We start from the raw sequence: 24,904 nt of genomic DNA on the forward strand, positions 1-24,904 counted from the left end.
GCCGAGATGCGTGCAATGCCCCCTAAGTCGAGGCAGAAAGTGCAAGATCGCGACAAAGGTGAGCCTCGATCGCGACCCACCCAGGGAGCCGGGCATCGCCGATGTGCCAGTTGCGTCGGTCAGGTGTCACGAAGCTGGACAACGTCGTGGTGCGGGGCTGTGATGAACTCGGGAGGTGCACGGTGTGGATTTACGCTAGTTCAGTCGCGTCCACGTTTCACCGAGACCTGGCAGACCTGCTGGATGAGCTTCGCGTCCGCGGCGTCACCGAACCTCCAGCGCTGCTGGAGCGGGCCGCCGAGTGGGGCGATGTGGACTACACCTTCGGCGGCAGCATCAGTGTGACCCCAGCCCCGGCCCCCGCTGGGGAGGGTCGCCAACCGGTCATGGTGCGGCCGCACGTCTGGTTCGCCACGCACCCGCTGGTCCCCGGTCACGAGACGCAGCGGAGGTTGGACCCGAACTTCCACGGAACGGACGACGTGACCTGGCTGCTGTGTCAACGGATGGGTGGACGGGACCTCGCCGTGGGAGAGAAGGGCCCGGAGTTCTTTGTCGATCTTGCGCCGAGTCGGGAAGCGCAGGAGGCCGCCGCTCCCACCGTCGAGGATCTCGGGGCCATGCAGGAGCAGCGGTGCCAATGCGCGCCGGCAAACGACGATGACCGGCAGTGCGAGGGGCCGCGCGACCTGATCCGCGTGCGCGACGGCGACACCGTGCTCCAGGGTTGCTACGGTCACGCGATTGATGTCCTGAGGCGTGATTCGTCGGTCCATGCCGAACCAGGCACGACGCTCGGATACACCACGGCGGCGTTGGAGGCGGCGGCTCACGGAGTATCCGAACTCGGCGGGCCACGACGTCGCGACACCGCCCGTGAGAGGCAATCCGAACCCGCCTGCGGCAGTCGCGGCCTTCCTGATCCGTCCGCACGAGGAAACGGGCGTGCCACCTCCCCTTGGTGGCGCCGCCTACTGAGGTTGAGCCCTCCCCGCTAGCCCTGCATTCCGCACGTCGGTGATCGTGGGTGGGGTTCGGCGCGGCGGGTTGGTCGTGAGGGCGGCCGGTGGCAGCGTGCCGGGCTGTGAGAGAGCGTGCGCGGTACGGCGCGGTGCCGTCGGTGGAGAAGGCGTTGGGGTCGTTGCCGGTGGTCGCGGCGTTCGCTGCCCGGTTGCGGATCCGGGATGTCATCGATGGGTTGTGCCCGGTGGATGACCGGTCGGAGTTGACGCATGGGCAGGTGATCGAGGCCCTGGTAGCGAACCGGTTGACCTCGCCGGAACCGCTTGTGCGGGTCCAGGACTGGGCGGGCGGGTACGCGGTCGAAGAGGTCTTCGGCGTGCGGCCGCAGCAGCTCAACGATGACCGGGTCGGCCGGGCGCTGGATGCGATCGCGTCGCAGGTGGATTCGATCGTCGGGTCGGTCGGCGCGCAGGCGATCGAGGTGTTCGGGATCGATGTGTCCCGAATTCACTGGGATATGACGTCGTTCTCGGTGTATGGCGAGTACGAGCATGCCGAGCAGGAGTACGCCGTGCCGAAGTTCGGGCATCCGAAAGACCGACGGCCTGACTTGAAGCAGGTCCAGGCCGGGCTCGCGGTAGCCGCGGACGGCGGGGTTCCGGTGTTCCACCGGGCGTATGACGGCGGTGCGGGTGAGGTCGCCCAGGTGATCCCGATGATGAAAGCGTTGCAGGAGATCGCTACCACCCGCAGGTTGTTGATCGTCGGGGACACGAAGCTGGTCTCCTACAACAACCTGGCCGCGATGCACGCCGACAAGGTGACGTTCGTGGCGCCGGCGTCGAAGGTGTACGTCAGTGCCGAAACGTTGGCCGGCCTGGACCTGGACCTGGCCACCCCGGTCGACTACGTCGCTGCCCGTGACCAGGGCAAAGACCCCGCCACGCTGGGAACGTGGCACGTGTACGAGGACACCATGACCTTGGCCGGGCCCCGCAAGAAGGATCCCGTGCTCACCCTGCGCCGGGTGTTCGTGCACTCCAGCGCCCGAGCGCAGGCCGCGACGGTGGCCCGGGCCAAGAAACTCGACCGGGCCACCGACGACCTCGCCCGGCTGACCCGGGGCTTGGGCTCACGGCACTACCCGGATACCGCCGCGGTCGAAACCCGGCTGGCCGTGATCGCGAAGACCCGCCGGGTCGTCGCCTACCTGCGCACGACCACCGGCACCGATCCGGACACCGGCAAGCCCACCCTGAGCTGGCACTTCGACCAAGAAGCGATCGATGCCGAAGCAGCCGGCGACGGCTGGTACGCGCTGCTGACCAACCTGGAGGCCGACCAGGCCGACGCCGCCCAGGTCCTGCTGCACTACAAGGGCCAGGAAGCCGTCGAACGCCGCTACTCCGCGTTCAAGGGCACCCTCGCCGTCGCCGCGATCTACCTGAAGACCAACCGCCGGATCACCGCCATGATCACCGTGGTCTGCCTCGCGCTGCTCATCTTCAGCCTCATCGAACGCCAGGTCAGAGCAGCTCTACGCGCACAGGGCCGGACCACCGTCGCCGGCCTCTACGCCCGCCGGCCCGCCGTCCCCACCACCCGACTGATCTTCCAAGCCCTCGCCAGCATGAGACTCATCCCCGCGACCAGCGGCAACCCACACACCATCCCTCAACCCACACCCCTGCAACTCGAAATCCTCGACCTGCTCGACGTCAATCCGCTGGAATGGTGCTGACGATCGCCGACATGCGGAATGCAGGGCTAGCGACCCGAAGGCTAGGCGGCCCCACTGTCGGGGAAGGTTTCACGCAGCGCCGGGTCCAACGATCGGCCGGTCGTCGGCTCGATGAACAACTCGGCGAGCAGGAGGTTGGCGAGGTGGCTCGGGTTCATGCCGGACTCCTTGCCGCTGCGGGCCTGGAGCGCGCCGCCGAGGCGTAGCGCGGCCTTCACCGCACCGGCCGGGAGGCGGGCGACCCGGCGGCGTCGGCCGACGGCCTCCGCGATGCGCCCGATCATGTCGTTCCAGGTGAGATTCTCGTCGGCGATCGGGATGTCCGCACCGCTCGCCTGCTCCAGAGCGTCCACCGCGGCGTCGGCCACGCTGCGGGCCGAGGCCGCGGCGCTTCCGCCGGTGGGAACAGCCAAGGGTGTACGCGACCGCGCCCACCGGTCCAGCGGCCCGGACCAGTTGGGTAGCCGGTCACCGGCCCGACCGAAGATGAACGGCAATTCGAGTACGGCGACCGGCAGCTCCGGGCCGGCCGCCGACCGTCCCTCCTGGGCCTGCTCCAGGCGGCAACGGATGTACGTGTGATGCTCCGCGAGGCGCCACTGCGGATGCAGCCGGTCGAAATAGGTGTAGTACGAGCCCATGATGACCCCGCGGCTGAGACCTTCGAGGCGGGCGGCGGCGAACAGGCGTACCACCGGCTCGACGTTGTCTCGGCGGAACGCCGGGTAGATCGGCTTGGGCAGCGGTCGCTGCTCGTCGGTGCGGGTGGCGTAGACGACGCCGTCATGACCGGCGAGCAGCGGCCGCAGATCGTCGATCGAGGCGGATTCGACATCGAGCAAATGATCGACACCCGGATGGGCGGTACGCGCCACCGTGGTCGCGGCATGACCCCGCTCGCGCAGCACGTCCACGACATGAGCGCCGATCAGGCCACTGCCACCCACCACGAGAATTCGCACGCTGCATCGTCCACTCTGGAGTTTGGTGCTTGTCAAGCCGCAATGGGCATCAGCTGGTGAGTGGACCGACCCGGATGATCAGCCACACGCATTGATGCTGACAATCCCTGTTACGCGGGCGATGGCGGGTAGGTTCGACGTTGGACCGGGCAATCCGGGCTGGTGGACGCCGGTGAGCTGATTCGGGCCGCTGCTCAGACGAGGATGACGCGATCGATGCGATCGCGATGAACGGGGTTGAGGATGCCGGAACCGCGCGCCTTCTGGCTGGACGAGCAGTTCGACCGCGAGCACGCCGCCGACGGGTGTGGTCGCTACGAGGCCGAGGTGCTGAGCCGGATCGACGACTTCACCGACACCTGGGGCGACATCGCGCCGGTCGAGTTCGCCGCGACGGCATGGCGGGTGGCCAGTGAGCTGTCGCCCGGCTTCGTCCGCTGGCATCGGCGGATTGTCTCGGCGACCTGCGCGCGAAGCCCGTGGGACGGCAGCATGGTCTGCGCGGTGATGGTGATCTCCCGCTGGCCGGCTGAGCTCACCTGGACAAAACAGTGGCAGCGCGACCGTGGCTGGCGGGACTGGCCCCAGCTGTTCGGCCAGTACACGACACCGACCGAGCAGGACCAGACGCGAAGCCCGCATCTGCGGGCGATGCTCCAGGTGGAGGCGCCGGTTCCGCTCGACGATCTCCCGCCGGCCCCGGACGGTCCGGATGACTCCGTGGCGACCACGGCGCGCAGAGCCGTGGTGGTGCTGGCTCGGGAGCTCAACAACCTGCTTGCGCCGATGATCGGGCAACTCGACGCCGGCGTGCCTGCGGACTCCTGAAATCCCCACCGGCCGGTAGGGTCGTCCGCGTGGAACTGGACGACATCGCCTCGCGACTCGGGGTGCCCGTCGAGGACGTCGACCGGGTGCACCGGCTCGCCGGTGACGGGCCGTCGGCTCCGCTGCCAGGCAAGGCCGACGCTCCCGCGATCCTCGACCGGCTCGCCGTGCTGCCGGACGACGTCGCCGAGATCATGGCGGGCTGGCCCGACGCTGACTCTCCGTTGTGGACGCCCGAGCTGCGCTGGCTGCTCGACCGCTCGATCGCCCTGCTCCGCGCCGATCTCGGGGGCCACGTCTGGCTGTCGCCCGGTCCAGCGTTGCCGCGCGAGCGGGGCCTCGCCTGGCGGCATCTCTACGTGTACGCGTACCTGGCCATGGTCGACGTCGTCCGGGGGTACCACCGCGACCACGGCATCGCCGATGCTGTGTCCTGGCTGGCTCTCGCCGACCTGGGCCGCAACCTCGCGATCGATCGGCGGATGCACCGCGAGGGCTGGCCGATCATGCAGAGCTGGCTGACGCTGCACGTCCGCGGCAGCGTCTACGAGCTGGGCCGGTTGCAGCACCACCGTGGTGGCGCCACCATCGCCCTGCACGTCCCTGATGCGGGGCCGCTGACCCCCGACGCGATCGACGCGTCGCTCGACGAGGCCCGCGCGTTCTTCCCACGCCACTTTCCCGACGAGCGCTACGAGGCGTTCTCCTGCGGCTCGTGGCTGCTCGACCCGCAGTTGCTGGAATATCTGCCGGCGGATTCCAACATCGCGCGGTTCCAGCGGCGGTTCGAGCTGACCCCCTACGAGGAGCAGGAGGGGCCGGACGCCGACGTCGAGGTGCTGCGTTTCGTGTTCCGCACCCTGAGCACGCCCCTCGACGAGCTGCCCCGCCGTACCGTGCTCCAGCGCGCAATCGTCGACCACCTGAAGGCCGGCCGCCACTGGCAGTGGCGGCACGGCCGCTTCCCGATCTAGGGCTCTGCACAGCCGGCGGTTCGGTGGGTCCGGCCCGGCCGCCGACCAGGGCGGGCCGGACCCACCACCGGAGTCAACCGGTCAGCGTGAACCTCTCCCAGGCTCCGACCGTGGTGCGGTTGGCGATCAGAGACCCCGCACCGGCGTTCTCGGCGGCCACGATCTGGTTGTTGACCGTGGCGCGCAGGCTGACCGTCCCGTCGGAGTTCGTGATGAGCTGGAAGGTCTCCCACGCTCCGATCGTCGTGCGGTTCGCCACCAACGGTTCCGCGCCGGCGTTCTCGGCGCAGACGTACAGCCCGTTGGCGCGTGACCGCAGGGCGATGGCGCCGTTGCCGGCGTCCACTCGGTCGAACTGCTCAGTCGAGGCGACGGTGGCCTTGTTGGCGATCAGCGGGTTCGTGCCGACGGCCGACACGTACTGGCTGTTCACCTGCGCCCGCAGGCTGATCGCCCCGGTGCCGCTGCTGGTGCCGGTGGTGAAGGTGAACGCGTCGACGTCGAACAGGTAGCCGGACCCACCCTTGAACACCAGGTACAGGGTGGTCGTCGAGGCGGGCGGGTTGGTGATGGCGCCGGACACCTCGGTGAAGGTCTCCCAGTTGCCGGTCACCGGCACCGTGACGGTGCCCAGCAGCGTTCCGGTCGCCGATCCGGCCCGTACCTCGATGGTGCCGCCGGCGCCGGCCGACGACGCCCGCACGGTGAAGCGCGTCGCGTTGGCCAGGTTGTACGGCTGGTACGAGATCCAGTCGTTGTTCTCGATGAACCCGGCCGTGCGGCCGCCCTCGGCGCTGGTGTGGTCGGTGGCCTGGACACCCGACTGGGCGCCGAAGTGCTCACCCTGGCGGTGCTTCGGTTGCAGGGTCCTGATGCTGTGCGTGGTGAGCCCGCCGTTGTCGGTGTACGCGGCGTCGAAGACCCCGTAGATGTTGGCCGCCGAGTCGTGCTCCCCGTCGGTCGGCACGGTGATCGAGCCGCTGCACCCGTTCTTCGAGGTGATCTGGTGGGCGTGGCTGTCGTGGCCCAGCGCGTACGTCAGGCTGACCTTGGAACAGTCGATCGTGCCGTCCTGCGGGTCGCTGACGCTGATCTGGTACGGCACCGTGTCACCGAAGCTGAACAGCTGCCCGTCGGCGGGCGAGGTCAGCGTCACCGTCGGCGCGGTGTTGCCCACGGTGATGACCAGGCTCGCCGTGCCGGACAGGCCGGCCGGGTCGGTGACCTTCAAGGTGGGGGAGTAGGTGCCGTTGGTGGTGTACGTCTTCGTGGGGTTGGCCGCCGTCGACGTGGTGCCGTCGCCGAAGGTCCACAGGTAGCTCAGCGCCCCGCCCTCGGGGTCGGAGCTGCCAGCCGACGAGAAGTTCACCGTCAACGGGTTGGCCCCCGACGTGGGGTTCGCCGAGGCGACCGCGATCGGGCTGCGGTTGCCGCCGCCGATGTACTCGATCCGGAACAGCGCCTGGTTGTTCGAGCCGGTGCCGTAGTCCAGCACGTACAGGGCGCCGTCCGGGCCGAAGGCCATGTCCATGACCTGGGTGCCGCTCCACGGGAAGTTGGAGATCTCCCCGCGTGAGCCGTCGGCGTTGACCGCGATGGCCTTGATCCAGCGGCGGCCGTACTCACCGGCGAAGAACTGGCCGTTCAGCGACGCCGGGAACTTGATGCTGGAGTTGAGCGAGGCGTCGTACCGGTAGACCGGCCCACCCATCGGTGATTCGGAGCCGCTGCCGAACTCCGGGGGCGATCCGGAGTCGCCGGCGTACTTGATCCAGGCCGGCTTCGCCGCGGGCAGCGTGCCGAGCCCGGTGTTGCGGAACGAGTTGTTCGTCGGCCCGCCCGTGCAGTTGTACTTGGACTGCGACGGCCCGGACGGGAAGGTGTATTCATTGTATGTTTCCGCGCTCGTGTTGCTGCCGGTGCAGTACGGCCAGCCGAAGTTGCCGGGCGCCGTGATGCGGTTGAACTCCACCTGACCCTGGGGGCCCCGGCTGGAGTTGGTGCTCCCGGCGTCCGGGCCGTAGTCACCGAGGTAGACGACGCCGGTCGCCTTGTCGACGCTCATCCGGAACGGGTTGCGCAGACCCATCGCGTAGATCTCCGGCCGGGTGCCGGACGTGCCGGGAGCGAACAGGTTGCCCGACGGGATCGTGTAGGTGCCGTCCGCCTGCGGCTTGATCCGCAGCAGCTTGCCCCGCAGGTCGTTGGTGTTGCCCGCCGAACGCTGGGCGTCGAACTGCGGGTTGCGGTTGGTCCGTTCGTCAAGCGGCGCGTAGCCGGACGACTCGAACGGGTTGGTGTCGTCGCCGGTGGTCAGGTACAGGTTGCCGGCGGCGTCGAAGTCCAGGTCACCGCCGACGTGGCAGCACTGCCCACGGTCGTTGGCGACCTGGAGCACGATCTTCTCGCTGCCCAGGTTGAGCGTGTCGTCGGTGTTGAGGGTGAACCGGGACAGCCGTAGGTGCCCCTTCCACCGGTCCCAGTCAGACTGCGAGCCGGTGGTCGGGGCGTCCCCGGACGGGGTGCTCAACGTGGGCGAGTAGTACAGGTAGATCCACCGGTTGGTGGTGAAGTTGGGGTCGACGGCGACGCCCTGCAACCCCTCCTCGTCGTGGGTGTAGACCGACAGGGTGCCGGAGACCTTGGTGTTGCCGGCCACGTCGGTCACCCGCAGGACGCCGTTGCGGGCGGTGTGCAGCACCGAGCGGTTGGGCAGGACGGCCAGGGACATGGCCTCACCCAGCTCCGCCGAGCCGGTGGCGAGTTTGACCTGCTGGTAGTCGGAGGCGGGAATGACTGCCGCCTGAGCGGTGGACGGTGCGGCAACGGCCAGGGTCACGCTCGCGGCGGCGGTGAGCGCCGCGACGAGGGCCCGGGACCAGCGCCGGGGGTACGAGAACATGATCGTCCTTCCTCGACGACCGGGGGACGGGCGCGCGGGGGCGCACCACGACCAGGTGAGGGTGGTGGAGAGCGGCCGAGGGCCAGGTCAGCCGGTGACGAGGTCGAACTTCTCCCACTGACCGATGGAGGTCCGGTTGGCGATCAGCGGGGAGGCGCCCCCGTTGTCGGCGGAGACGTAACGGTTGTTCACCGTGGCCCGCAGGCTCACCGTGCCGTCGGAGTTGCGCACGAGCTGGAACGTCTCCCACGCGCCGGAGGTGGCCCGGTTTGCGATCAGCGCCGAAGCCCCGGCGTTCTCGGCCGCGACGAACTGCCCGTTGCCCTTGGCGCGCAGCGCCACGTTGCCGTTGGCGAGGTTGACCAGGTCGAACCGCTCGGTGGTGCCGACGGCGCTGCGGTTGGCGATCAGCGCGGTGGTGGCGTTGAGCGCGCTCACGTACTGGTTGTTGGCCCGGGCCCGCAGGCTGGAGCCGCTGGGCGGCGGGGTGGTCGTACGCGGCGAGCAGTCGGCCGTCACGGAGCCCGCGGCGACCTGGAGGCCGCCGAGCAGCATCCGGGTGAAGTTCGGATCGGTGTACGACGCCTCGGTGTGCCCGAGGCCGGTGTACCAGGCCCGTCCGCCGCCGTACGCCTTGCACCAGGTGATCGGGTGGTCGCCGCTCATGTTGCCGCCGCTGTAGGACGACTCGTCGAGGCTGGCCAGGACCCGCGCGCTCGACCGGGGGTTGGTGCGGTAGTTGTACCACTCGTCGGAGCGGACCCAGGTGTCGCTGAGGTGGGCGGTCGACGGGTTCGTCCGGTCCTCGATCCGCACGGTCGCGTTCTGGATCGCCGGGTGCGAGTCGAACCACGCCCCGACCAGCGCGCCGTACCACGGCCAGCTGTACTCGGTGTCGGCGGCGGCGTGCACGCCGACGTACCCGCCACCAGCGGCGATGTACGACTCGAACGCCGTCTGCTGGCTGGCGTTGAGGACGTCACCGGTGGTCGACATGAAGACCACCGCCTGGTACTGGGCCAGGTTGGAGGTGGTGAACTGAGCGGCGTCCTCGGTGGCGGTCACGGTGAAGCCGTTGGCCGAGCCGAGTTGCTGGATCGCGGCGATGCCGTTCGGGATGGACGAGTGGCGGAAGCCGGCGGTCTTGCTGAACACCAGGACCTTGGTCAGCGGTGCTGCCGAGGCTGGAGTCGGGAGGGTTACCAGGGTGGCCAGCAACACGGCCAGGCCGGTGACGAGCGCTAACAAACGGGGACGGGAACGCATGGTCTTGCTCCTCTGCTGAGCGTCGACCCGGGCACGCGCGCGGGCTCGCCGGGGCCGGGTTGGCGGTGGTACGGAGCCGGGCCGCCGATGCTCGGCTGAGATGGTGCGGGGTGGCGCGGTGTTGCCGTTCGGTGCTCCCCACCCGCCGAGGGGGGATCGTCATGTCGCGGCTGACAGCGCCAGGAGACGGCTGGTGTGACAGCGGCGACCGTTTGCGATGGCACCGCCGACGACCTGGACCCGACCAGTGTGGAGGGTCAGAGCCATCGACTTGTATCGCTGACGCAGTAAACCTCCGATGTCTACGCGGCGTCAAGCCCCGCTCGGCGGCGCCGACGAGGAACCCGGTAGGGCTGCCGGCGCGAGTGCCAGCTGTGTGATCTGGCGCAGGATCAGCGCGGTCTCGACGGTTCGGATGCCGCTCCGGGCGCCGATCTTGTCATTCAGGTACGCGTACAGCTCCTCGGTGCCCCGGCAGCGAACGGCCGCGACGATGTTCACCCGGCCGGTGGCCGCGGCGGCGAACTCCACCTCCGCGTGCGCTGGCCCGCAGCCTGTCGAGGCGCCGCCGCACCACGTCCTCGGACTGGCCGCACGCTGTCTGCAGTTCGGCGCGGCCGGGCCGGCCACGAGGCCGACGTGATCGGGCTAGTTGCCGGTGCCGGTCCGGCGGCCCTCGGTGGCCACCGCGGGAGCGGCCGCGGCGAGCGCGGTCCGGATGATCTCCACCAGGGGGATGTCCGGGTGCTCGACCCAGTGCTGGACTCCGACCCGCAGGATGGCCAGGAAGGCCGCGGCCAGGAGGCGGGAGCGCAGTGCCACGTCGGCGTCGGCCTCGGCCTCGGCGAGACGGTGGGTGAGTTCCGCGGCCAGCTCGCGCTCGATCGCGGCGTACGCCGCGACCTGGTGGGGGGCCAGGCCAGGGTGCCCTCGTAGCTTCCGGCGTTGGGTCAGCCAGGAAGGCTCAGAATCGCCGAAGACCTCCTCGGTGACGCGTTCGGCTGCCCGGCTCAGCACCCTCCAGGGCGGTTCGTTGACGGGCTGTTCGCGGATCAGCTGCAACAGCCGGTGCAGGCGCATGGTGTCGCCGTGGAAGAGCGCCTGTTCCTTGCTTGAGAAGTAGTTGGAGAAGGTTCGCCGGGAGACGTTGGCGGCGTCGGCGATCGCCTCGACCGTCACCGCGTCGATTCCCTGTTCGGCGGCGAGGTGTAGGGCCGCCTCGTGCAGGGCGAGGCGGGTCGCCGCCTTCTTGCGCTCCCGCAGCCCGGTGGTCTCCTCCATCGCTCCGACGGTACGTGCGGGTGACGGACTTCTCAATGCGCAAACTTGCCTGTTGGGCAAGATCGGTAGATGCTTGCTTGAGGCAACCAATATACGGCGTGGAGTGGACGTGGGCAGCCAGCTGGCGGGCGTGGCAGTCGCTGGAGAGCTGATCGATTCGGCTCGACCCGTCGACCGTCAGCCGCTCCGTCACGGCGCTCGTCGCGCACGGCCTGGTCGAGCGGCGGCCCGACCCGACCGACAGCGGCGGCGCTGAGCGGCGCCCTCGGCCCGTTCACCGGCGACATCAAGGTCGCCCTTGAAATCACGACAACCTGGAGGCCGCGCGATGAGCGCACCCACCATCACGACCGGCGCTGAGCCGATGACCCATCGGCGGACGCTGGAGGCGCTCAGTGGGCTGCTGCTCGTGCTGTTCGTCGCGATGCTCAGCAGCACGGTCGTCTCGACCGCGCTACCCAAGATCATCGGATCACTGAACGGCTCGCAGAACCAGTACACCTGGGTGGTCACCGCGACCCTGCTCACCGCGACCGCGACCACCCCGATCTGGGGCAAGCTGGCCGACCTGTACAACAAGAAGACCCTTATCCAGGTCGCCATCGTGATCTTCCTGGTGGGCTCGGTCATTGCCGGCTTCTCGCAGAGCGCGGGCCAGCTCATCGCCGCCCGCGCGTTCCAGGGCATCGGGGTCGGCGGTCTGCAGGCGCTCGTCCAGGTGGCGATCGCAGCCATGATCCCGCCGCGTGAGCGGGGCCGCTACAACGGCTACCTCGGCGGTGTCATGGCCGTCGCGACCGTCGGCGGTCCGCTGCTCGGCGGCCTCATCGTCGACACGTCCTGGCTCGGCTGGCGCTGGTGCTTCTTCGTCGGTGTGCCGGTAGCCGCCATCGCACTGTTCCTGCTCCAGGCCACCCTGCGCCTGCCCACCGCGCGACGCGAGAACGTCAAGATCGACTACCTGGGCGCCAGCCTGATCGCCGCCGGCGTCAGCGTGCTGCTGATCTGGATCTCCTTCGTCGACGGCTCGTTCGCCTGGGCCTCCTGGCAGACCGCGGCCATGGTGGGCGGTGCGGTCGTCCTGCTCGCCCTGGCGGTCTGGGTCGAGTCGCGCGCGGCCGAGCCGGTCGTCCCGCTCAGCATCGTGCGCCAGCACACCACCGCGCTGGCCATCCTCGGCAGCCTCGCGGTCGGCATGGCCATGTTCGGCGGCGCCGTCTTCCTCGGCCAGTACTTCCAGATCGGCCGCGGTTACAGCCCGACGGAGGCAGGCCTGCTCACCATCCCGATGATGGCCGGGGTCCTCGGCTCCTCGATCGTCGCCGGCCGGCTGATCACCAAGAGCGGAAAGGTCAAGCCGTACATCGTCGCCGGCTCGATCCTCCTCGTCGCCGGGTTCGCCCTGCTCGGCACCATCGACCACGAGACGTCGCTCGTCCTGGTCGGCGCCGCCATGTTCATCGTCGGCGTCGGCGTCGGCATGACCATGCAGAACCTCGTTCTCGCCGTTCAGAACACGGTCTCGCTCAAGGACATCGGCGCGGCCAGTTCCAGCGTCGCGTTCTTCCGGTCGCTCGGGGGCACCATCGGTGTCTCCGTGCTCGGCGCCGTCCTCGCCCGCCGGGTCAGCGACCAGATCACCCACGACCTCGCCGCCGCCGGGATCCCCACCTCCGGCAGCGCGGGTGCCGGCAGCAACCTCAACATCACCGCGTTGCCCGAGCAGGTCCAGGGCATCGTCCGGGCCGCGTACGGCGATGCCACCGGACACATCTTCCTCATCTCCGCCGCCATCGGGGTCGTCGGCATCATCGCCGCGCTCCTGCTCAAGCCGGTCACCCTGCGGACCAGCCTCGACCTGCCGGACGCCGCCACGGCGGCGGCCGTCGCCGCCGACGCGGTCGACGGCGCTCCCGCCTTCGACCAGGTGCACGTCGACGCCGACCAGGACCACGTGACCCGCCGACGCTGACGTCGGGCCGTACGACCCGGGGCCGCCGCCGTCCGAAGACGGCGGCGGCCCCGGTCTGTCCAGGCTCCGCAGGCACCAGCCGGGTCAGAGGTGACCACGGGGGCGGTCAGCGGCCGAGGACGAGGTAGGCGAGGCCGAGGACGCCTCGGTAGCCGCCGACGTACTGGCTCAACCGGTCGTCGAGTTCCGCGCGGACGTCGGCCGCGCGGGGATCCTCCGGGTACGACAGCAGCCACTCCTGGCGGCCCGCGAGCCAGGTGGATTCGAAGTCGTCCCACTCCCGTTGGTCGGCGGTGCTCAGGTGCAGCACCCGCCAGCCGCGCTCGCGGGCGGCTTCGACGAGCCCGGGGAGGGGCGTGACCTCCGTGCCGAAGATCTGCTCGACCTCCGGCGTCGGGGGACGTTCCCAGTACGCGTCACCGAACAGCAGCCTTCCACCGGGTCGGACCACGGTGGCGAGCGCGTCGAGGGCGGTGCCGGTGCCGCCGAAGGCGTGTGCCGAGCCGATGCAGAGGACCCGGTCGGCGGGCTCCTGCCAGGCCGCCGCTTCCCCCATCACGAAGGCGACGTGCCGGTTCAGCGACCGACCCGCGGCCAGCCGCCGCCCCCGGTCGAGGGCGGCATCGTCGGTGTCGACGCCGACGCCCCTCGTTGCGACCGGGCCGGACACACCACCGGCGGCGACCGCCCGCAGCAGCAGCTCACCCCAACCGCAGCCGAGGTCGAGGACGCGCGCGCCCGGGCGGACGTCGAGTCGCTGCAGCAGCACCGACGCGTGCTCCTGGGACAGTGGAGTGTTCCAGCGCATCCGGGCGTAGCGGCTGGCGGCGAGGTGGTCGGTTGACTGCATGCGTTGACGGTGCCAAGTCGTGATCGTCGGCGTGCGGCGGGTCCGGTGCCCGGGCGTACGGCAGGATCGGTGGCGTGGACGTGGGACGTGGGGGGCCGGTGCGGCGGCCGACCCCGCAGGAGGTGGCGGCAGCCGCCGGCCGGGGCCTGGCGGACGTGCTCGGCCCCGGCCTGCGAGTGCTGTTCTGTGGCTTCAACCCGGGCCTCTACTCTGCCGCCGTGGGGCTGCCCTTCGCCCGTAAGGGCAGCCGGTTCTGGCCGGCTCTGCACGGTGGCGGCTTCACCGACCGGGAGTTGCACCCGTGGGAGCACGATGAGCTGCTGCGGCAGGGCCTGGGCATCACCAGCCTGAGCAATCGGGCCACCGCCCGCGCCGACGAGCTGACGTCGGCGGAGCTGGTGGCCGGGGTCACGGGTTTGGCGGTGAAGGCCGAGCGGTACCGGCCGCGGTGGGTGGCCATCCTCGGGGTGACCGCGTACCGGATCGCGTTCGTTCGGCCCAAGGCCGGGCTGGGTCCGCAGCCGGACCGGCTGGGCCCGGCCCGGGTCTGGGTGCTGCCGAACCCCAGTGGCCTGAACGCGCACTTCCCGCTGCCGGCGTTGACCGCCGAGTTCGCCAACCTGCGGCGGGAGCTCGGCCCCTAGGGCCTTGTCAAAGGCCCTAGCCGTGCAGTGTGCCGGCCTCGGCGGTCAGCGCCTGGTAGTAGGGCTGCATCGCGGGGTGGTAGTCGTCGAACTCGGGACGGGGTGAGCCGTCCCGCGAGGTGACCAGCATGTCCAGGTAGTACTCCCAGCCGGCGCCTACCTCGGCGATGCTCTCCAGGCTGCTGAGGTGCTGGACGAACCGCAGCTCGGTGGTGCCGTCGGTCTCGGCCAACGTCAGCTCCAGCAGCCACGTGCCGTAGCTGTCGATCATCGAGACGGCCAGGTGCTGCTGTGGCTCGCACGCGTCGATGCGGACCTCACACCAGGGCTGCTGTTCCTCGTACGCCATCTGGACCCGGATGGTCCGTCCGGGCGCGGCGTCGCCCTCCCAGGGGCCGAACCAGCGGGCCGTGCGCTCCGACTCGGTCAGGCTGGCCCAGACGTCCGCCGCCGGGGCGCGGAACGTCCGGGTCAGCACGAGATCGTGGCCGGTGGCGGTGCGAAACAGGCGTCCGGCGGGTGTACGGGTCATGCCGTGTGCTCCCTTCGGTGCTCCGCCGGGCCGCGGCTGCGGCGCTCTCGGCGGGTGCGATAGACCTCGGTCTCCAACGCGTCGAGGTGCCGCTCCCACAGGTGGGGGGCGGCGAGCCCGGCGAGCCAGTCGACCAGCGGGGCGAGCGGGCGCGGATCGAGCCGGTAGATCCTCTGTCGGCCGACCATCTCGTCGTGGACCAGCCCGCTCTCGCGCAGCACCCGCAGGTGGCGGCTGATCGCGGGTCGGCTGATCACGAATCGCTGGGCGATGTCGCCCGCGGACAGCGGCTCGTCGCGCAGCAGGGTCAGGATGTGCCGTCGTACCGGGTCCGCGATCGCGGTGGCCACCTCATCCACCCCGGAAGCGTAACCCACAAGTTACGGTTTGGCGTAGTGGGGGCACCACCACCCGCATACCACCGCGTCGATGGTGGGCACATGATCACCTGGCCTGGCAGTCTGTACGACATGCCCGCCTTCCTTCGCCCCCGCATGACCGACTGGACGTTTGTCGTACCCGTGCTCGCTGCCCTGGTGCTGATCGTGACCTGGGGGCGGAACCTGCCTGGGCCGATCATCGTGCTGGTCGCGGTGCTGCTGGGTGGTGCGGTGCTCGCGGCCGTGCACCACGCGGAGGTGGTCGCCCACCGGGTGGGGGAGCCGTACGGCTCGCTGGTCCTCGCTGTCGCCGTCACCGTGATCGAGGTCGCCCTCATCGTCACGCTGATGATCAGCGGGCCGGAGAAGACCCAGTCGCTCGCCCGGGACACCGTCTTCGCCGCCGTCATGATCACGTGTAACGGAATACTCGGCCTGTCCCTGCTGCTCGGGGCGCTACGCCGTCGCGTCGCGGTGTTCAACCCGGAAGGCACCGGCGGGGCGCTGGCCACCGTGATCACCCTGGCCACCCTGAGCCTGGTCATCCCGACGTTCACGGCCCGGCCCGGCCCGCAGTTCAGCCCGGCCCAGCTCACGTTCGCCGCCGTCGCGTCGCTGGCGCTCTACGGGTTGTTCGTGCTGGTGCAGACCGGCCGGCACCGCGACTACTTCCTGCCGGTCGACAGCCAGGGCCGGGTGATCGACGCGGAGGAGCACGCGAAGCCGCCGACGAATCGCGCCGCGCTGGTCAGCCTGGGACTGCTGCTGGTGGCGCTGGTCGCCGTGGTCGGCGACGCCAAGACCGTCTCCCCGACCATCGAGGCCGGGGTGGCGGCGGCGAACCTGCCCCACGCGTTCGTCGGTGTCATCATCGCGCTGCTGGTGCTGCTGCCGGAGACCCTGGCCGCAGCCCGCGCCGCCCGCCGCGACCGGGTGCAGACCAGCCTGAACCTCGCGCTCGGCTCGGCCATGGCCAGCATCGGCCTGACCATCCCGGCCATAGCGATCGCCTCGATCTGGCTGGAGGGCCCACTGCTGCTCGGCCTCGGCGGCACCCAACTCGCACTGCTCGCGCTCACCGCGGTGACCGCGGTGCTCACCGTGGTGCCGGGCCGGGCGAACGTGCTGCAGGGCGGTGTACACCTGGTGCTGATGGCCGCGTTCGTCTTCCTGGCCGCCAGCCCCTGACCCACCCAGCCAGCCCCTGACCCGCCCCGCCAGCCCCTGACCCGCCCCGCCGGCCGTTGACCCGCCCCCGCCGGCTCAGCCGACGGCCGGCGGGTCGCCCGCGAGGCGGTCCGCGCGGGCGTTCAGATAACGCTGCTGCGCCAGGTTCGTCGACCGTGCCGCCGCCATCCGGTACGCCTCCCGCGCCGCGACCCGCTCACCGACCAGCTCCCACAGGTGGGCGCGGGCGGCCGGCAGCCGAGGGTCCTCGGCCAGCCGAGGGTCGTCGGCCAGGTCGGCGAGCAGGGCCAACCCGGCCGACGCGCCGCGACTCATCGCCACCGCCACCGCGCGGGTTGTCGGAAATGTCCAGCAGCACCTAGTACAGGGCGGTGCCCACCCCCACCCACCCTCTTTCGCTGATCATGAAGGTGTTGCCGCGACACGCCGGCATCGAGGGCAACAACTTCATGATCGACCGGGCCGGGAGGGGATAGGGCCGGGAGGGGGTTGTGGGTGGTGGCTAGGTTGGCGGGCATGACGACGGTGTGGGTGGTGGTAGGGCTTTTCGCGGTGGTGGCGGGTCTGGCGGCTGGGGTCCTGGTTCGGCGCGGGCGGGCACCGTCGAGCTATGGCGACGAACCGGCAGCTGGGCGGGATGCCCGGGCTCGGCAGCAGCGGTACGAGGCTGAGCGGCACGGTGAACAGGGTGACACGTGGCAGCGCGGCCGCGAGTCCAACGGCTGACCGATCACTGACCGTAGGAGCGGCGGAGGCGGTTGTTGATCAGGTAGTTGAGCCGGTGCCGCAGGTGTCCGAGGGTGCTCTCACTCGGCACCTCCCCGTCGGTGGTGAGCGTCCAGCGCAGCGCGCAGTCCTGGCTGGTCGGCGCGGCGGCCAGGTCGAAGCGGATCCGGTCGAGCGGCCGGTGCGGCCAGAGCGACGACCAGACCAGCAGCACCGGCGCGTACCCCGCCACCACCCGAGGTGGCACTTCGTCGTCCCGCAACTCCAACCAGGGCCGGCTGCCGGCCTCGTACGGGTCGCGCAGCGAACGCCACACGATGTGCGGCGGGGCCGGCTGACGGCGGAGCCTGCTGCCCAGTTCGTGCACCACGACCCTCCTCACCGGACGGCCAGACCCGCCCGGCCCATTGTGGCCGCCCAGCACCACGCGCCGCAGGGCCGTAGCCGTCGAGCGACCGTAGCCGTGAACCGTTCGGCGCTGGCGCACGTGAAACCGGTGCGTAGGCGTGGCGGTCGTATCCTCGGGGTACTGCGCAGCGTGAGCACCGACGCCAGGGGAGGGCACAGTGGGAGCACGGCCAGGACGTGAGGCCCGGGGCCCGTTGGCCGGCCTGCTGATCGCCGCACTGGTGTCCCTCGCCTGCGCCGGCGGTGGGCTGGCCGAGCCGGAGGGTGAGCGCCCGGTGCCGGACCGGTCGCAGGCACCCGCGGGGCCGAGCACCACCCGGGCCGACAGCACCACCAGCGTGGCCGAGTTCGAGCAGGACGTCGCCGACGCGCAGGCGATCGCCGAGCGGTACTGGGCGGCCCAGTTCAAGGCGTCCGGGCAGCGGTTCCAACCGATCCGGCGGATCACCCCGTACCAGCGGGCGGGCGAGGTGTCCTGCGGCGGCCAGCCGTTGCCCCGCAACAACGCCGTCTACTGCTCGCAGGGCGACTTCATCGCGTACGACGTCAACTGGTCGGTGGCGGCGTTCCGCCAGGTCGGCGACGCGTTCGTGTTCTACCTGCTCGGCCACGAGTACGCCCACGGCATGCAGGTGCGGCTCGGCATCAACTACAGCTTCACCATCCAGCAGGAGTTGCAGGCCGACTGCATGGCCGGGGCATACCTCGGTGACTCGGTGCGTTCCGGCGTCCTGACCCTGGCCGAAGGTGACCTGGACGAGTTCCGGGAGGGGGTGGCGGCGGTCGGCGACGACCCGGACCAGCCGTGGTTCGCGGAGGGCTCGCACGGCACCTCGGAGCAGCGCACCGACTCGTTCTTCCGCGGCTACGAGCGCTCACTTGAGGCCTGCGACCTGGGCTGAGCGGGTTGCCCGGATCACGTCGGCGCCCACCGTGACCGCCGGCGGTGGTCGGTCCTGGCAGGATCGCCGGTGTCCGCTACGACCCTGGAGGATCCGCTGAGCAGCCATTACCCCGCCGCCGTGCTCTTCGACATGGACGGCACGCTGGTCGACAGCGAGAAGCTGTGGGACGTCGCGCTCCAGGAACTCGCGAGGGAGTACGGCGGGGAGCTTTCTGCCGACGCCCGCCGGGCGATCATCGGCACCAGCATGGCCGAGTCGATGCGTATGCTGCACGACGACCTGGGGCAGCCCGAACGGGATCCGGCGATCAGCGCGGCGTGGATCAACGCCCGGATCCTGGAGCTGTTCCACACCGGGCTGCGCTGGCGGCCGGGTGCGTTCGCCCTGCTGCGCGCGGTCCGTGCGGCGGCGATCCCCACCGCGCTGGTCACCTCCAGCGGTCGGGCGTTGGTCGAGATCGCCCTGGACACCCTGGGCCGGGACAATTTCGACGCGGTGGTCTGCGGCGACGAGGTGGTGGCTACCAAGCCGCACCCCGAGCCCTACCTGACCGCGGCCCGACTGCTGGGCGTGCCGATCGAGCGTTGCGTGGCAATCGAGGACTCACCGACCGGGGTGGCCAGCGCGCTCGCTTCCGGCGCGGCGGTGCTGGCCGTACCGGCGGAGGTGGCGCTTCCGAGCACTGTCGGCGTACACCAGCTGGAAAGCCTGACCGGCGCGGACCTGGAGTTCCTCACCGGGCTGCTGACCGACCGCGCGGGCGCGACCGGCTGACGCGGTCGGCGCGCTGGCAGCCGAGGACACAACGGCCAGGCTGGACGGCCGAAGCCCCCGATCGCACCTGGCGACCGGGGGCTTCGGCGGTGCCGATCAGTCGTGGGCGATCGCGCCCAGGACGTTGATTCGAGCCGCCCGGATCGCCGGGAGCACCGCGGCCACCACCCCGATGAGGGCGGCGAGACCGAGGAAGACCCCCATCTGCCCCCAGGGCAGGATCAGGTCGGTGATCCCCTCGTCCTTCAGCGCCTCGACCACCGCGGCGCCGAGACCGGTGCCGACCACCACGCCGAGCAGCGCTCCGAACACGGAGATCACCACCGCCTCCACGGTGATCATGCCCATGGTCTGCGACCGGCGTAGGCCGATCGCCCGCAGCAGCCCCAACTCGCGGGTCCGCTCCAGCACCGACAGCGCCAGGGTGTTGATGATGCCGAGCACGGCGATCACGATGGCCAGCGCCAACAGGATCTGGATCATCGTGAGCAGCCCGTCCAGCTGACCGGTCTGCTGCTTGATGAACGCGTCCCGGTCGGCAACCGACACCTCGGGGCTGTCCGCGAGCAGCGTCTCCACCTGCGGCTGCACGTCGGACACCTGGGCACCGGGTGCCAACTGGATGAAGCCCTGGATGGGCTGCGGGATGGTGAAGTCCTTCGCCGCCGTCGCCGGCAACGTCACCGGGTTGGTCAGCTGGGACGCCTCGTAGATGCCGCTGACCGTGTACGTCCGCGACTCACCCCGGGCCAGCTGCACGTTCACCGTCGAGCCCACCGACCAGCCACGTGAGGTGGCGGTGTCCGAGCTGACCAGCATCTGGGTCGGCCCGAGCCGGTCGATGTCACCGGCGGTGGCCTTCGCGCCGAAGATCTGCCGCAGCGACGCGATATCGCTGCTCGCCGCGACCCAGGTGCTGGTGCCGTCCACCTTCGCCATGTCGCCGTACTCGCCGTCGACCAACTGCACACCGGGCAGGGCCTTGGCCCGGTCCAGCACCCCCGGGTCGAAGCTCGGCGGACGGGGGCCGCCCTGCACCCCGGAGATCACCAGCTCGGCCTTGATGGTGTCCTCGGCGAGGGCGCTGATGCTGCCCTTGGCCGAGTCGAGGATCACCGTGACGCCGGTGACCAGCGCGATGCCGACCATCAGCGCCGCGGCGGTGATCGCGGTGCGGCGCGGGTTGCGCCCCGAGTTGAGCCGGCCCAGCTTGCCCGGCACCGACCAGGAGAAGATCGCGCCGAGCAGGCTCACCACCGGCCGGCTGATCAGCGGGGTCAGCAGCGCCACCCCGATGAAGGCGAACAGCACACCGCCCAGGATGGTGGCCAGCGTCTGACCGTGGGCGTTGCCGCTCAGCCCGAGGAAGAGCAGCACCGCGCCGATGCCGGTGACCACCGACCCGGCCACGGTGACCTTCGTCAACGGCCGGTCCGGGGTCGCCACGTCCTGCATCGCCGCGATCGGCGGGATCCGGGACGCCCGCAGCGCCGGCAGCAACGCCGCCACCACGGTGATGATCAGGCCGACGGCGAACGAGCCGATCACCGCCGCCGCTGGCACACCGATCCCGGCCAGGGTGAGCCCACCGGCCAGCTTGCCGAACAGGAACGCCAGCAGCGCGCCAATCCCGATGCCGGCGGCCAGGCCGAGCACCGAGGCGATCAGGCCCACCGCGATCGCCTCCAGCACCACCGAACCGATGATCTGCCGCCCGCTGGCCCCGATGGCGCGCATCAGCGCCAACTCCCGGGTCCGCTGCGCCACGATGATCGAGAAGGTGTTGAGGATCAGGAAGGTGCCCACCAGCAGCGCCACCGCGGCGAAGCCGAGCAGGATCTTGTTGAAGAAGGACAGGCCCTCCTTCAGGCTGGCTGAAGCGTCCGCGGCCACCTGCTTGCCGGTCTTCACCTCGTAGTCCGCGCCGAGGGTGCGGCCCACGTCGTCGCGCAGCTTCTCGTCGGACACCCCACCGGCGGCCTGGACGGTGATGCTGCTGAACGTGTCCGGCGCGCCCAGCATCAGCCGCTGCGCCACCGGCGTGGTGAAGTAGACCTCGTTGACCCCGCCGATCGAGTCCCGGTCGCCGCTGTAACCGAAGACGCCGACCAGGGTGAAGTCCCGCTTCTTCGACTCGAACGCGGTGAGCACGCCGACCTTCTGCCCGACCTGCACCTTCGCTGCCGTGGCCAGCGACTTGTTGATGACGATCTCGTCGTCGGCCTGCGGCGCGCGGCCCTCACGGAGCTTCAGCAGGTCGCTCTCGCCGGTCCAGTTCTCGCCGAGCTGCGGTGGACCGAACGACGTGACCACCTTGCCGTTGCTGCCGATCACCCGGGCGCCGTCGGCGTTGACGATGCCGGTCGCCGAGGCCACCCCCGGCACCTGCTTGACCCGGTCCACGACGGCGGCGGGCAGCGGGGCGGCGGTCTGCTCGCCCTCCATCTCGCTGAGCTGCACCTTCGGCTTGGCCGCGACGTTCACGTCGACCTCGGAGAAGCCGTCGGCGAAGACCGAGTCGAAGGACCGGCCCAACGTGTCGGTGAGGACGAAGGCGCCGGAGACGAACATCACCCCGAGCACCACCGCCAACCCGGACAGGATCAGCCGGACCTTGCGGGCCAGCAGACTTTTCAGTGTCGCGCGGAACATCAGTTGCCCACCTCAGCGGGAGTGTCCAGCTTCTTCATGGTGTCCAGCACCGTCTCAGCGGTCGGCTCGATCAGCTCCGAGACGATCTGGCCGTCGGCGAGGAAGACCACCCGGTCGGCGTACGCGGCGGCGGTCGGGTCGTGGGTGACCATGACGATGGTCTGGCCGTGCTCGCGGACCGAGTTACGCAGGAAGTTGAGCACCTCCGCGCCGGAGCGCGAGTCCAGGTTGCCGGTCGGCTCGTCCGCGAAGATCACCTCGGGGCGGGAGACCAGCGCCCGGGCGCACGCCACCCGCTGCTGCTGCCCACCGGAGAGCTGCGCCGGCCGGTGGTCCAGCCGGTCCCGCAGGCCGACCGTGTCGATCACCGTGTCGTACCAGGCCGGGTCCGGCTTACGCCCGGCGATCGACAGCGGCAGCAGGATGTTCTCCTTGGCGGTCAGTGTGGGCAGCAGGTTGAACTGCTGGAAGATGAAGCCCACCTTGTCGCGGCGCAGCTTCGTCAGCCCCGCGTCACCCAGCCCGGTGACCGTCGTCTCACCGATCGCCACCGTCCCCCGGGTCACCGAGTCCAGGCCAGCCAGGCAGTGCATCAGCGTCGACTTGCCGGAACCCGACGGCCCCATGATCGCAGTGAACCGGCCACGTTCGAACTCCGCGCTGACCCCCCGCAGCGCGATGACCTGAGCCTCACCGCTGCCGTACACCTTCCACACGTCGTTCGCCCGGGCCGCGGCCTGCGCCTGCTGGCCTACCGTCGCGGTCACGTCATCTACCTCTTCCGTCTGTCCGTATCCACGCCGCCCCCCGATGGTCCGGCGCGACTGTTCCATCATCGGCGCTGCTCACGCCCATCCCGTCCGCCCGTGGGGGGACCCTGTGCGGATTTCCCGCTGCGGGTGCACCCCCATGCCGGATCAGGGTTGCCCCTGACCCGACGACCGGTCGACCGCATTTCCGCCCGGCGACGGGCGGCCGACCCGGACACTTCCACCTGACGCCACAGGAGGGTCAACCGCGCCACGCCATCCCCGGTCACGGTAGGTGACGACCGCAACGGTCGCCGTCCCCCCATGGAGGGATCTTCGAGTACGCCGGGTGAGGTATCCGGGCCGGCGGAGCTACGCCCGAGGGCGGACCAGCCCCGACTCGTACGCCAGCACCACCGCCTGCACCCGGTCGCGTAGCCGCAGCTTGGTCAGCACATGCCCGACGTGCGTCTTGATGGTGGTCTCGCTGACCGACAGCACCGCTGCGATCTCGGCGTTGGACAGCCCTCGGGCGACCTGCACCAGCACCTCGCGTTCCCGGTCGGTGAGCGCGTTGAGCGCTGCCGCCGGGGTTGCCGCCGGGTCTGGCAGCAGCTCGGCGAAGCGGTCCAGCAGCCGCCGCAGGATCCGTGGCGCCACCACCGCGTCCCCACCGGCCACCGTGCGGATCGCTGAGATCAACTCCTCGGCCGGCACGTCCTTGGCCAGGAACCCGCTGGCGCCGGCGCGCAAAGCACCTACCACATATTCGTCCAGGTCGAAGGTGGTCAACACCAGCACCCGCACCGGCAGTCGGGCGTCGACGATCGCCCGGGTCGCGGCCACCCCGTCCATCCGGGGCATCCGGATGTCCATCAGGACGACGTCGGGCAGCAGCCGGCGGGACAGCTCCACCGCCTCCAGGCCGTCACCGGCCTCCGCCACCACGTCCAGGTCGCCCTCGGCGCCCAGCACCATCCGGAACCCGGTACGCAACAGTGGCTGGTCGTCGGCGAGCAGGATCCGCACCGGCCGCGCCGAGGCCCCCCGATCGGTCATTTCGTCTCCCGTCCAGCCGACGTCGTGCTGCCGCACCGGTCATCCTCGCGTACGCGGGCCGGTGCGTCGCGGATCACCGTAGAGGCCGCCCGTCGCCCTGTCCCGACCGGAGCGGTACCGTTCCGGTCGCTTGCCGGGTCACCGGGGCGGACCGGAGGCTGCTACTCGTCGACGCCCGGGGCCACCGGGGCGGACCGGGAGTCGCGCAGCGGATCGGCGGTCGCCGCGGTGACGGGGAACGGCGGCGGGGTGCCGCCGAAGCTGGGGCACAGCGCCTGGTGGCTGCACCAGTCGCAGAGCCGGCTCGGCCGGGGCCGGAAATCCTGCCGGGCGGTGGCCTGCTCGATCGCCCGCCACAGGGCCACGACCGTGCGCTCGAAGCGGACCAGCTCGTCGGCGTCCGGCGTGTAATCCAACACCTCGGCGTCGCGCAGGTAGAGCAGTCGCAGCACCTTGGGCACCACACCGCGGGTGCGCCACAGCACCAGCGCGTAGAACTTCAGTTGGAACAGCGCCCGCGCCTCGAACGCCTCCCGCGGAGCGCCACCGGTCTTGTAGTCGACCACCCGCAGCGCGCCGTCCGGGGCCACGTCGAGCCGGTCGAGGTAACCCCGGATCAGCAGCTCGTCGTCGACCACCGCCGAGATCAGACTCTCGCGCTCAGCCGGCTCCAGCCGGGTCGGGTCCTCCACCGCGAAGTAGCCCTCCAGCAACCCGGCGGCGGACCGCAGGAACTCCACCGGACCGGCCGGCTCGGCGCCGTCGAAGAGCTCGGCCAGATCCGGCTGCTCGGTGACGAGCCGGTCCCACTGGGGGGCCACCAGGTCACCGGCGGCCGCCGGCGTGCGGGCGGGCGCCGGCAGGTCGAACAGGCGCTCCAGCACCGCGTGCACCAACGTGCCCCGGGCCTGCTCGACGGTCGTCCGCTGGGGCAGTCGGTCGATGCTGCGGAACCGGTAGAGCAGCGGGCAGGTCTTGAAATCAGCCGCACGCGATGGGGACAGCGAGGCCCGCACCGTCGGCGGCGCCTGCGCCGGGGAGGGGGGCTGGGGAGTGGTGACCGGTTCCGCCGTCATGTCGGCAAAGGTTAGGGCACCGGTGTGACACCCGACCGCCGCCCGCCCCGCACAGCGACGGTCCGTAGCATC

Annotated in this window: 25 protein-coding genes; 10 read left to right on the forward strand and 15 right to left on the reverse strand. The window is 70.5% G+C overall.

The window, feature by feature from the left end; translation table 11 throughout:
* Positions 1-200: 200 nt before the first annotated feature.
* A complete protein-coding gene (locus OG811_RS26255; RefSeq protein ID WP_406069526.1) occupies positions 201-740 on the reverse strand; it encodes a hypothetical protein in 540 nt (179 codons plus the stop codon).
* Positions 741-1,084: 344 nt separating this feature from the next.
* Here OG811_RS26255 and OG811_RS26260 point away from each other — a divergent pair, with 344 nt between their 5' ends.
* Positions 1,085-2,704 (forward strand): IS1634 family transposase, encoded by a 1,620-nt coding sequence (locus OG811_RS26260; RefSeq protein ID WP_406067849.1) that lies wholly within the window; start codon positions 1,085-1,087, stop codon positions 2,702-2,704.
* A gap of 41 nt (positions 2,705-2,745) precedes the next feature.
* Here OG811_RS26260 and OG811_RS26265 read toward each other — a convergent pair whose 3' ends face one another.
* Complete coding sequence (locus tag OG811_RS26265) at positions 2,746-3,666, reverse strand: NAD-dependent epimerase/dehydratase family protein (protein WP_406069528.1); 921 nt, start codon at positions 3,664-3,666, stop codon at positions 2,746-2,748.
* A 243-nt stretch (positions 3,667-3,909) separates the two neighbouring features.
* On the opposite strand from OG811_RS26265, the gene OG811_RS26270 reads away from it, so the two are divergent.
* Complete coding sequence (locus OG811_RS26270; protein ID WP_406069529.1) at positions 3,910-4,494, forward strand: hypothetical protein; 585 nt, start codon at positions 3,910-3,912, stop codon at positions 4,492-4,494.
* 29 nt (positions 4,495-4,523) lie between these two features.
* Positions 4,524-5,468: an acyltransferase domain-containing protein gene (locus OG811_RS26275; protein WP_406069530.1), complete on the forward strand. Its 945-nt coding sequence runs from the start codon at positions 4,524-4,526 to the stop codon at positions 5,466-5,468.
* Positions 5,469-5,541: 73 nt separating this feature from the next.
* On the opposite strand, the gene OG811_RS26280 is transcribed toward OG811_RS26275, so the two are convergent.
* The 4 genes from OG811_RS26280 to OG811_RS26295 all read right to left on the reverse strand — a co-directional run bounded on the left by OG811_RS26280 (position 5,542) and on the right by OG811_RS26295 (position 10,917).
* The gene (locus tag OG811_RS26280; RefSeq protein WP_406069532.1) at positions 5,542-8,370 is read right to left on the reverse strand and encodes a PQQ-dependent sugar dehydrogenase; all 2,829 of its coding nucleotides are present in this window, start codon (positions 8,368-8,370) and stop codon (positions 5,542-5,544) included.
* An 87-nt stretch (positions 8,371-8,457) separates the two neighbouring features.
* Positions 8,458-9,636, reverse strand: coding sequence for a ThuA domain-containing protein (locus tag OG811_RS26285; RefSeq protein WP_406069534.1), 1,179 nt, complete (start codon positions 9,634-9,636; stop codon positions 8,458-8,460).
* Positions 9,637-9,948: 312 nt separating this feature from the next.
* Positions 9,949-10,167: an Lrp/AsnC ligand binding domain-containing protein gene (locus OG811_RS26290; protein WP_406069536.1), complete on the reverse strand. Its 219-nt coding sequence runs from the start codon at positions 10,165-10,167 to the stop codon at positions 9,949-9,951.
* Positions 10,168-10,284: 117 nt separating this feature from the next.
* Positions 10,285-10,917, reverse strand: coding sequence for a TetR/AcrR family transcriptional regulator (locus OG811_RS26295; protein WP_406069537.1), 633 nt, complete (start codon positions 10,915-10,917; stop codon positions 10,285-10,287).
* Positions 10,918-11,072: 155 nt separating this feature from the next.
* Here OG811_RS26295 and OG811_RS26300 point away from each other — a divergent pair, with 155 nt between their 5' ends.
* Positions 11,073-11,219, forward strand: coding sequence for a MarR family transcriptional regulator (locus tag OG811_RS26300; protein WP_406075921.1), 147 nt, complete (start codon positions 11,073-11,075; stop codon positions 11,217-11,219).
* Between the two features lie 26 nt (positions 11,220-11,245).
* The gene (locus OG811_RS26305; RefSeq protein WP_406069539.1) at positions 11,246-12,889 is read left to right on the forward strand and encodes an MDR family MFS transporter; all 1,644 of its coding nucleotides are present in this window, start codon (positions 11,246-11,248) and stop codon (positions 12,887-12,889) included.
* A 106-nt stretch (positions 12,890-12,995) separates the two neighbouring features.
* Here OG811_RS26305 and OG811_RS26310 read toward each other — a convergent pair whose 3' ends face one another.
* Positions 12,996-13,739, reverse strand: coding sequence for a methyltransferase domain-containing protein (locus OG811_RS26310; RefSeq protein ID WP_406069541.1), 744 nt, complete (start codon positions 13,737-13,739; stop codon positions 12,996-12,998).
* Positions 13,740-13,813: 74 nt separating this feature from the next.
* Between OG811_RS26310 and mug the strand changes: the two genes are divergently transcribed.
* Complete coding sequence (gene mug, locus OG811_RS26315) at positions 13,814-14,383, forward strand: G/U mismatch-specific DNA glycosylase (protein ID WP_406069542.1); 570 nt, start codon at positions 13,814-13,816, stop codon at positions 14,381-14,383.
* A gap of 16 nt (positions 14,384-14,399) precedes the next feature.
* On the opposite strand, the gene OG811_RS26320 is transcribed toward mug, so the two are convergent.
* The gene (locus tag OG811_RS26320) at positions 14,400-14,915 is read right to left on the reverse strand and encodes an SRPBCC family protein (protein WP_406069544.1); all 516 of its coding nucleotides are present in this window, start codon (positions 14,913-14,915) and stop codon (positions 14,400-14,402) included.
* A complete protein-coding gene (locus OG811_RS26325) occupies positions 14,912-15,274 on the reverse strand; it encodes a metalloregulator ArsR/SmtB family transcription factor (protein ID WP_406069546.1) in 363 nt (120 codons plus the stop codon). The genes OG811_RS26320 and OG811_RS26325 overlap by 4 nt, the downstream gene beginning before the upstream one ends.
* Before the next feature lie 111 nt (positions 15,275-15,385).
* Here OG811_RS26325 and OG811_RS26330 point away from each other — a divergent pair, with 111 nt between their 5' ends.
* Positions 15,386-16,483, forward strand: a complete 1,098-nt coding sequence (locus OG811_RS26330) for a calcium:proton antiporter (protein ID WP_406075922.1) — start codon at positions 15,386-15,388, stop codon at positions 16,481-16,483.
* 75 nt (positions 16,484-16,558) lie between these two features.
* On the opposite strand, the gene OG811_RS26335 is transcribed toward OG811_RS26330, so the two are convergent.
* On the reverse strand, positions 16,559-16,798 hold the full coding sequence (locus tag OG811_RS26335) for a hypothetical protein (RefSeq protein WP_406069547.1): 240 nt from the start codon (positions 16,796-16,798) through the stop codon (positions 16,559-16,561).
* Positions 16,799-16,999: 201 nt separating this feature from the next.
* Here OG811_RS26335 and OG811_RS26340 point away from each other — a divergent pair, with 201 nt between their 5' ends.
* Complete coding sequence (locus OG811_RS26340) at positions 17,000-17,209, forward strand: hypothetical protein (RefSeq protein ID WP_406069549.1); 210 nt, start codon at positions 17,000-17,002, stop codon at positions 17,207-17,209.
* A gap of 4 nt (positions 17,210-17,213) precedes the next feature.
* Here the strand turns inward: OG811_RS26340 and OG811_RS26345 are convergent, their stop codons facing one another.
* Positions 17,214-17,579, reverse strand: coding sequence for a hypothetical protein (locus OG811_RS26345; protein ID WP_406069550.1), 366 nt, complete (start codon positions 17,577-17,579; stop codon positions 17,214-17,216).
* 196 nt (positions 17,580-17,775) lie between these two features.
* Between OG811_RS26345 and OG811_RS26350 the strand changes: the two genes are divergently transcribed.
* Positions 17,776-18,519, forward strand: a complete 744-nt coding sequence (locus OG811_RS26350; protein ID WP_406069551.1) for a neutral zinc metallopeptidase — start codon at positions 17,776-17,778, stop codon at positions 18,517-18,519.
* A gap of 120 nt (positions 18,520-18,639) precedes the next feature.
* On the forward strand, positions 18,640-19,296 hold the full coding sequence (locus OG811_RS26355) for an HAD family hydrolase (protein ID WP_406075923.1): 657 nt from the start codon (positions 18,640-18,642) through the stop codon (positions 19,294-19,296).
* Positions 19,297-19,392: 96 nt separating this feature from the next.
* Here OG811_RS26355 and OG811_RS26360 read toward each other — a convergent pair whose 3' ends face one another.
* The 4 genes from OG811_RS26360 to OG811_RS26375 all read right to left on the reverse strand — a co-directional run bounded on the left by OG811_RS26360 (position 19,393) and on the right by OG811_RS26375 (position 24,832).
* Positions 19,393-21,948: an ABC transporter permease gene (locus tag OG811_RS26360; protein ID WP_406069553.1), complete on the reverse strand. Its 2,556-nt coding sequence runs from the start codon at positions 21,946-21,948 to the stop codon at positions 19,393-19,395.
* Positions 21,948-22,715: an ABC transporter ATP-binding protein gene (locus tag OG811_RS26365; protein WP_406069554.1), complete on the reverse strand. Its 768-nt coding sequence runs from the start codon at positions 22,713-22,715 to the stop codon at positions 21,948-21,950. Before OG811_RS26365 ends, OG811_RS26360 begins: the two co-directional genes overlap by 1 nt.
* A 354-nt stretch (positions 22,716-23,069) precedes the next feature.
* Positions 23,070-23,756 (reverse strand): response regulator, encoded by a 687-nt coding sequence (locus tag OG811_RS26370; protein ID WP_406069555.1) that lies wholly within the window; start codon positions 23,754-23,756, stop codon positions 23,070-23,072.
* Between the two features lie 161 nt (positions 23,757-23,917).
* Entirely contained in the window at positions 23,918-24,832 is a 915-nt protein-coding gene (locus OG811_RS26375) for a RecB family exonuclease (protein WP_406069557.1), read from the reverse strand.
* Positions 24,833-24,904: the final 72 nt, after the last annotated feature.

This window comes from Micromonospora sp. NBC_01638 (genome assembly GCF_045209745.1).
Taxonomy (GTDB): domain Bacteria; phylum Actinomycetota; class Actinomycetes; order Mycobacteriales; family Micromonosporaceae; genus Micromonospora.